This is a genomic window from Rhodovulum sp. DZ06 (genome assembly GCF_050586345.1).
Lineage (GTDB): Bacteria > Pseudomonadota > Alphaproteobacteria > Rhodobacterales > Rhodobacteraceae > JBOCEF01.
The window spans coordinates 38089-45078 of sequence record NZ_JBOCEF010000043.1; the positions used below are offsets into that span (position 1 = coordinate 38089).

Consider the following 6990-nt stretch of genomic DNA (forward strand, 5'->3'; position numbering starts at 1 on the left):
CCATGGACGCCATCAGCCGCCGCGACATCGACTTCCTGCTGCATGACTGGCTGCGGGTCGAAACCCTCGCCGCCCATCCCCGCTTCGAAGGCCAGAGCCGCGAGGATTACGACGCCGTGCTGGACCTTGCGGGCAAGATCGCCGCGAAGCTCGGCGAAAGCTGGAAGATCTCGGACAGCGAGGAGCCGCGGCTCGACCAGGACGGGCTGGTGCGGGTGCAGCCCGACTTGCGCGAGGGCGTGCAGGAATACTTCGCCTCGGGCCTGCAGCTCAGCTCGGTGGACGAGGCGCATGGCGGGATGCAGCTTCCCTTCGTCGTCTCCATGGGCATCGCCGCGCAGTGCATGGCGGCCAATGTCGCCGCCGCCGCCTTCCCGATGCTGTCCACCGCCAACGCCCGCGTGACCACCGCCTTCGGCACCGAGGCGCAGATCGCCGCCTTCGCCGCGCCGCTCCATTCCGGCGAGGCGATGGGGACCATGTGCCTGTCCGAGCCGGACGTGGGCTCCTCCCTCGGCGACATCACCACCAAGGCGCGGGCGGAGGGCGAGGATGATCTCGGCCGTCGCCATCGCATCTTCGGGCGCAAGATGTGGATCTCGGTCGGCGACCAGGACGTGGCGCCCCAGACCATCCACCTGGTGCTGGCGAAGATCGAGCGCGAGGACGGCACGCTGCCCCCCGGCTCCAAGGGCATCTCGCTGTTCCTGGTGCCGAAAATCCTGCCGGACGGGGCGCGCAACGACGTCCAGGTGATCGGCCTCAACCACAAGATGGGCTATCGCGGCACCCCCAACACGCTGCTGAACTTCGGCGAGGGCGACCGGTTCCAGCCCGGCGGCGACGCGGGCGCGGTCGGCTGGCTGATCGGCGCGCCGGGGCAGGGCCTCGCCATCATGTTCCAGATGATGAACGAGGCGCGGATCTCGGTCGGCCTCGGCGCCGCGGCGCTGACCTATCGCGGGTATCTCGCCTCCAAGACCTATGCCGAGGAGCGGGTGCAGGGCCGCCCCCTCGACGACAAGCGCGCCGAGAAGCCCGTGCCGCTGACCCGGCACGCCGATGTGCGCCGGATGATCCTGGCGCAGAAGGCGGCGGCCGAGGGGGCGCTGGCGCTCTGCCTCTATGCCGCGAAGCTGGCGGACCTGGGCGAATCCGAGGACGCGGCGGAGCGGGAGAAGGCCGAGGGGCTGCTCGGCATCCTCACCCCCATCGTGAAGACCTGGCCGTCGGAAATGGGCCTGATCGCCAACCAGCACGCCATCCAGATCCATGGCGGCTATGGCTACACCCGCGATTTCGACGTCGAGCAGATCTATCGCGACAACCGCCTGAACCCGATCCACGAGGGGACGACCGGCATCCAGGGCCTCGACCTGCTGGGCCGCAAGATGCTGTTCGACGGGATGAAATCCTTCGCCCTGCTGATGGCGGAGATCCGCGGAGAGATCGCCGCCTGCGCAGACGGCCCGCTCTCCGCGCAGGCCGCAGCCCTTGAGGGCGCCTGCGCCCAGGTCGAGGCCGCGGCGGCCAAGGCGGCGGAGGGCGATCCTGCGGCGGCGCTGACCCACGGGTCCCAGGTGCTGCACGCCATGGGGCATCTCGTGGTCGGCTGGCTGTGGCTGTCGCAGACCCGCGCCGCGCAGGGGGCGGGCGACGACGCCCTGGCGCAAGCCAAGCTCTGGGCCTGCCGGTATTTCTTCGCCTACGAGGCGCCGATGATCGCCGCCTGGCTGGCGCCGCTGATGGCCGGGGACGACACCACCGGCGCGGTCCCCGAGGCGGCGCTGTGACGGGACCGACCACGGAGACGAGCATGACCGACGCGCCGAAGATCACCCTCTGGCACTGCCACGACGCCCGCTCCTTCCGCGCCCTCTGGGCGCTGGAGGAGCTGGGGCTGGACTATGACCTGAAGATGCTGCCCTTCCCGCCGCGGGCGCATGGCAAGGAATACTTCGCCGAGAACCCGCTCGGCACCATCCCGCTGCTGGTCGATGGCGAGACGCGGATGACCGAATCCTCGGCCATCCCGCATTACCTGTCGATGGCCCATGGCGGCGGTCGGCTGGCCCCGGCGCCGGGGGATGCCGAGTACGGCGCGTACCTGAACTGGCTGCATCACGGCGAGGCGACGCTGACCTTCCCGCAGACCCTCGTGCTGCGCTACGCGATGTTCGAGCCGCCGGAGCGGCGCCTGCCGCAGGCGGCCGAGGATTACGGGACCTGGTTCCTCAAGCGCCTGCGGCTGCTGGACGAGGCGCTGGCCAACGGGCGCGCGACGCTGCTCACCCAGGGCTTCACCAATGCCGACATCTCGGTCGCCTATGCCATCGAGCTGTCGCGGACCACGCGCCTCTACGACCAGGTCCCGGAGCGGATCCGCGCCTGGTTCGAGGGGCTGACCGAACGCCCCGGTTACAAGGCCGCCAAGGCCGCGCAGCTCGCCGCAGGGGAGGCGCAGGGCGTGATCCACAAGGGGTTCTGAGGGGGCGACCCCCGGGGCGGGAGGAGCGTCAGAGCTCCTCCTTCACCCCGTAGGCCTTGAGCACCCCGGCCCGCACATCCGCCGGGTCGCGGCCCGGGAGGATCACCTCGCTCGGCGGGCGGATCGGGGCGACGCCCGACGCCTTGATGCGAAAGATGCCGCGGATCGGGAAGGTCGGCCCGGCGCGGGGGCGCAGCGGGGCTTCCAATTCGGCGAAGTCCGGCGCGTTCGGCAGGATCAATTCGCAGGTCCCGGCGATCTTCCAGCCGGTCTGGGCGAAGACGTCCACGAAGCTCAGGCACACGTGGGGGTTCCGCTTCACGTTGCGCACGCTGCCCGGCGACATCACCTGCGCCACCAGCGCCTCGTCCGGGGCGCGCAGCGCGAAGATCTCCTTCGGAGACACGCTGGGCCGCCCCTCGGCATCGGCGGTGGCGAGCCAGCAGAGGACGGAGGCCTCGGCCGAGGCCAGGATCTCATCGGTGAACATGGGCTTCCCTCCCGGTCGCGTGGACCGGGAGAATGGCGCGGGCTGCGATTTGGGTCAACAGTGTTGACCCGTGTCAGATTTCCGGGACGACCAGCGCCAGGATCTCGTCGACATGGGCGCGGGCGGCGGCCTCGGCCTTCTCGGCCTCGCCCGACAGGACCGCGCGCACGATGGCCTTGTAGCTGTCGAGCTTGGTCTCCGCCGGGGCCGACCAGGAAAACCGGATCAGGTGCGCCTGCATCCCCGGCAGCACCCGCATCACGTCGCGGTTGCCCGAGGCGGCGGCCAGCGCCCGGTGGAAGCGGTCGCGCGCGCGGGCGCCGTCGAACCCGTCGAGGTCGGCGGCCTGCGCCTCGAGCCCCTTCCACGCCTCGGCCACCCGCTCGCGCCCGTCCGCCTCGCCGATCCGTTCGGCGGCGAGGCGCGCGGCCAGCGCGATCAGGGCCTGGAACAGCAGCAGCGCGTCGCGCGCCTCGCGCGCCGTCAGGCGGCGGATCTGGGCGCCGCGATAGGGAATCGTCTCGACCACCCCGTCGGCCTCGAGCCGCCGGATCGCCTCGCGCACGGTGGAGCGGGAGACGCCGTATTCGCTGATCAGGTCGGGCTCGCCCAGCCGCTGGCCCGGCACGTAGCGCCCCTCGTAGAGGCCGCGGATCACTGCGCGGACCACGGTGTCCGGCGCGCTGCGTCCATGCCCTTGCGTCATCTCGGGCGCTCCAATGGGCGCGCGCCCCTCGTCCTCGGCCGCTGACATGGCCTGTCCTTCCACGGATGTCCCCACTCGCTTCGCAAAATGGTGAAGCGGCTTTCATCATGCACGACCCTGACGACGCGGCAAGCTTTTGAACTGGATCGTCAGACGATCTTGGGGGATAACGAGACCGAAAGGCGGCGGGCGCGCCCGCTGCGAGGGGAGATGAGAGGAGGACAAGCCATGATCCCGGAGAAGACGGACCGCGTGATCGCGCTCGAAGAACGGCTGCACGCCTTCATGGAGGAGCACGTCTACCCCAACGAGGCGCGCTTCTACCGCCATTCCGAGGATGACGGCCCCTGGGCGCTGAACCCGGTGGTGGAGGAGCTGAAGCCCATCGCGCGCGAGGCGGGGCTGTGGAACCTGTTCTCGCCCGATCCGGCGCATGGCCTCGGCCTCTCGAACCTCGAATACGCGAGCCTGTGCGAGATCATGGGCCGCAGCCACCTCGCGCCCGAGGTGTTCAACTGCAACGCCCCCGACACCGGCAACATGGAGGTGCTGGCCAAGTACGGCACCCCGGAGCAGCAGGAGCGGTGGCTGAAGCCCCTCTTGGCGGGCGAGATCCGCTCGGCCTTCGCGATGACCGAGCCGGACCAGGCCTCCTCGGACGCGCGCAACATCTCGGCCCAGATCCGGCGCGAGGGGGATGAGTACGTCATCAACGGGCGCAAGTGGTACACGACCGGGGCCACGCATCCCAACTGCAAGGTCTTCATCTTCATGGGCAAATCCGACCCGGACGCGGAGACCTACCGGCAGCAGTCGATGATCCTCGTGCCCCGCGACGCGCCGGGGGTGACGGTGGAGCGCGCGATCCCGGTCTTCGGCTATTACGGCGTGCCGGACCGGGCCTCGGAGGTGGTGTTCGACAATGTGCGGGTGCCCGCCTCGGCCATGCTGCTGGGCGAAGGGCGCGGTTTCGAGATCGCCCAGGGGCGGCTTGGCCCGGGGCGGATCCATCACTGCATGCGGCTGATCGGGCTGACGGAACGCTGCCTCGCCAAGATGTGCGCGCGCACGGCCGAGCGGGAGACCTTCGGCAAGCCGGTCTCGGAGCGCAGCGTGACGCGCGAGCGGGTGGCCGAGGCGCGGATCATGATCGAGATGAACCGGCTTCTGACCCTGCGCGCGGCGCACATGATGGACACCGTGGGCAACAAGGCGGCGAAGGCCGAGATCGCGATGATCAAGATCGCGGCCCCGAACATGGCCCAGCAGGTGATCGACTGGGCCGTGCAGGCCTTCGGCGGCGGCGGCACGGGCAATGATTTCGGGCTGGCGGCGGCCTGGTCCACGGCCCGCTTCCTGCGCCTTGCGGACGGGCCGGACGAGGTGCATCGCGACCAGCTCGCGCGGCTGGAGTTCAAGCGCCAGGCGGCCAGCAACGGGGGCGGCGTGAAGGATTGGGGCTTCGTGCCGACGCGGATGGCGCTGCCGCCGCAGGGCTGAGGCGGCCCCGGGCGGGGAAATGCAAAGGCGCGCCCGGGGACGGGCGCGCCTTTCTGCGTTCCGGGGCGAGGGGGATCACTCGCCCGGCGCGATCACCATGTCGGGGCCGGGCAGGCGCAGCGTCGGGGCGCCGCCCGCGGGCGACAGGCCGGCCATCGAGGCCAGCGGCAGCGCGGCCAGCAGGCAGGCGGCGAGGAGGAGGGCGACTCGGTAGAACATGGCGTGGGGCGCGCCTTTCGGGGCAGGGAGAGAGGGGGTCACGGGGAAAGCGGGGGAAATGGCGCCTCCCGGGGTCCTCTTCAAGGCGGCGCCTTCGCCGCGCCGTGCGGTCGGTTGACGCGCTGGTCAGTCCTGTCGCAGGGGGCTGGACGGGGCGCGGGGCCGCGCGCTCAGGGGGGCGAGGCCCCCCATTCGCGCGCGGCGGGCGCCCCCGGGGCCGCCCGGGCCCGGACCCGGATGTCGGGAAGGCGGAAAGGGTCAGGCGAACTCGACCGCTATGGCGCCGAGGGCGATCACCACCATCAGCGCGGCGCGGGCGGGGCCGACCCGCTCGCCCAGCACCAGCCAGCCGATCAGGCCCGCGAACACCACCGAGGTTTCGCGCAGCGCCGCCGCCTCGCCGACCTTGTCGAGCCGGGTGGCGAGCATCACCGCCCCGAAGCTGAGGAACGCGATCAGAGCCCCGAGCAGCCCGCGGGCCAGCAGCGGACGCAGCGGCGAGGCGGGGGAGCGCTGGGTGCGCACCCGCCAGGCGGCGATCAGCGGGAAGGTCCAGCCGTCCACCACGAAGAACCACAGCAGGAAGGTCAGCGGGTCGTCCGCCAGCCGGATCCCCCAGGCGTCATAGGTGGTGTAGAGCGCGATCATCACGCCGGTGAGCAGCGCGAGGCCGATGGCCGGGGCCATGTCGCGCCAGCCCAGCGGATGGCCCCTCAGGTTCACCGCCGCCAGCGCCATGATCCCGCCCGAGAGCAGCGCCACGCCGCCCCATTGCCCGCCGCTGAAGCTCTCGCCGAAGACGATCCCGGCGAGGGCGACGGTGGCGAGCGGGCCCATGCCGCGCGCCACCGGGTAGACCACCGTGTAGGCGCCGCGGGAATAGGCCATGGCCTGCAGGAACTTGTAGACGACGTGGATGCCCCAGGCCCCGGCCAGCGCCCACCACAGCCCGGCCGAGGGCAGGGGCGTCAGCAGCAGCGCCATGGGCAGCGCCATCATCCCGTAGCAGGCGTCGATGGCCCCGCGCGACAGCCAGGGGTCGTGACGGCCCTTCTGCAGCGCGCCGAAGGACGCATGCGCGACGGCGGAGACGAGCGCCAGGATCAGCGCCAGTCGGGCGCCGGCTTCCGTGCCGTCGATGCTGAGGATGAAGTCGGACATGCGCCCTTCGCGGCAGGAGCGGCGAAGCTGCCGCGGGGCGAATTCGTTCGCATGTGAAACGTTGCCGGTCAAGCGCCGGGCCGACATGCCCGCCATGCGCCTCGTGCAATGGGCCATGCGTCCCGCGGGAACCTGGGGCTGCCGGGCGCCGGGGCCGCGCGCCCGGCGTTGCGTCTGCGGCCGCGGCGGCGCCCGCGCGGCCGATCAACCGCGGCGCTTGCGGCGCGGCGCGCGACGCCCTGCCGTCAGCGCCCGCGTCCCGCCCCAAAAAAGGGGGAGGGTTCGGGAGGGGTCCCCCCTCTCGACGGGGGGCATCGGGGGGGCGGGCCCCCCAAAACAAAACCCCCCCCCCCCCCCCCGCCCCCCCCCCCCCCCTCCCCCCCCAACCTCCCCCCTGTCGAGAGGACGAGGTTGTTCTCCCTTTTT

Annotated in this window: 7 protein-coding genes; 3 read left to right on the plus strand and 4 right to left on the minus strand. The window is 71.5% G+C overall.

From position 1 onward, the window contains the following. Positions 1-2 precede the first annotated feature (2 nt). On the plus strand, positions 3-1793 hold the full coding sequence (locus tag ACQ5SO_RS16670) for an acyl-CoA dehydrogenase (RefSeq protein WP_430942760.1): 1791 nt from the start codon (positions 3-5) through the stop codon (positions 1791-1793). A gap of 23 nt (positions 1794-1816) precedes the next feature. Next, a complete protein-coding gene (locus ACQ5SO_RS16675) occupies positions 1817-2488 on the plus strand; it encodes a glutathione S-transferase family protein (RefSeq protein ID WP_430942761.1) in 672 nt (223 codons plus the stop codon). Between the two features lie 28 nt (positions 2489-2516). On the opposite strand, the gene ACQ5SO_RS16680 is transcribed toward ACQ5SO_RS16675, so the two are convergent. Together ACQ5SO_RS16680 and ACQ5SO_RS16685 are read right to left on the minus strand one after the other, a co-directional pair. After that, positions 2517-2978, minus strand: coding sequence for a pyridoxamine 5'-phosphate oxidase family protein (locus tag ACQ5SO_RS16680; RefSeq protein ID WP_430942762.1), 462 nt, complete (start codon positions 2976-2978; stop codon positions 2517-2519). Positions 2979-3051: 73 nt separating this feature from the next. Beyond that, on the minus strand, positions 3052-3732 hold the full coding sequence (locus ACQ5SO_RS16685) for a GntR family transcriptional regulator (RefSeq protein WP_430942763.1): 681 nt from the start codon (positions 3730-3732) through the stop codon (positions 3052-3054). 180 nt (positions 3733-3912) lie between these two features. On the opposite strand from ACQ5SO_RS16685, the gene ACQ5SO_RS16690 reads away from it, so the two are divergent. Continuing rightward, positions 3913-5184 carry an acyl-CoA dehydrogenase family protein gene (locus ACQ5SO_RS16690; protein WP_430942764.1) on the plus strand — a complete coding sequence of 424 codons (1272 nt, stop codon included), beginning with the start codon at positions 3913-3915 and terminating at the stop codon, positions 5182-5184. 75 nt (positions 5185-5259) lie between these two features. Here ACQ5SO_RS16690 and ACQ5SO_RS16695 read toward each other — a convergent pair whose 3' ends face one another. Then, complete coding sequence (locus tag ACQ5SO_RS16695) at positions 5260-5403, minus strand: hypothetical protein (RefSeq protein ID WP_430942765.1); 144 nt, start codon at positions 5401-5403, stop codon at positions 5260-5262. 258 nt (positions 5404-5661) lie between these two features. Beyond that, entirely contained in the window at positions 5662-6564 is a 903-nt protein-coding gene (locus ACQ5SO_RS16700) for an EamA family transporter (protein ID WP_430942766.1), read from the minus strand. Positions 6565-6990 lie beyond the last annotated feature (426 nt).

Coding starts and splice junctions, on each gene's coding strand:
- ACQ5SO_RS16685 (WP_430942763.1), bottom strand. CDS start 3,732: ATGTCAGCGGCCGAGGACGAGGGGCGCGCGCCCATTGGAGCGCCCGAG.
- ACQ5SO_RS16690 (WP_430942764.1), top strand. CDS start 3,913: ATGATCCCGGAGAAGACGGACCGCGTGATCGCGCTCGAAGAACGGCTG.
- ACQ5SO_RS16695 (WP_430942765.1), bottom strand. CDS start 5,403: ATGTTCTACCGAGTCGCCCTCCTCCTCGCCGCCTGCCTGCTGGCCGCG.
- ACQ5SO_RS16700 (WP_430942766.1), bottom strand. CDS start 6,564: ATGTCCGACTTCATCCTCAGCATCGACGGCACGGAAGCCGGCGCCCGA.
- ACQ5SO_RS16680 (WP_430942762.1), bottom strand. CDS start 2,978: ATGTTCACCGATGAGATCCTGGCCTCGGCCGAGGCCTCCGTCCTCTGC.
- ACQ5SO_RS16675 (WP_430942761.1), top strand. CDS start 1,817: ATGACCGACGCGCCGAAGATCACCCTCTGGCACTGCCACGACGCCCGC.
- ACQ5SO_RS16670 (WP_430942760.1), top strand. CDS start 3: ATGGACGCCATCAGCCGCCGCGACATCGACTTCCTGCTGCATGACTGG.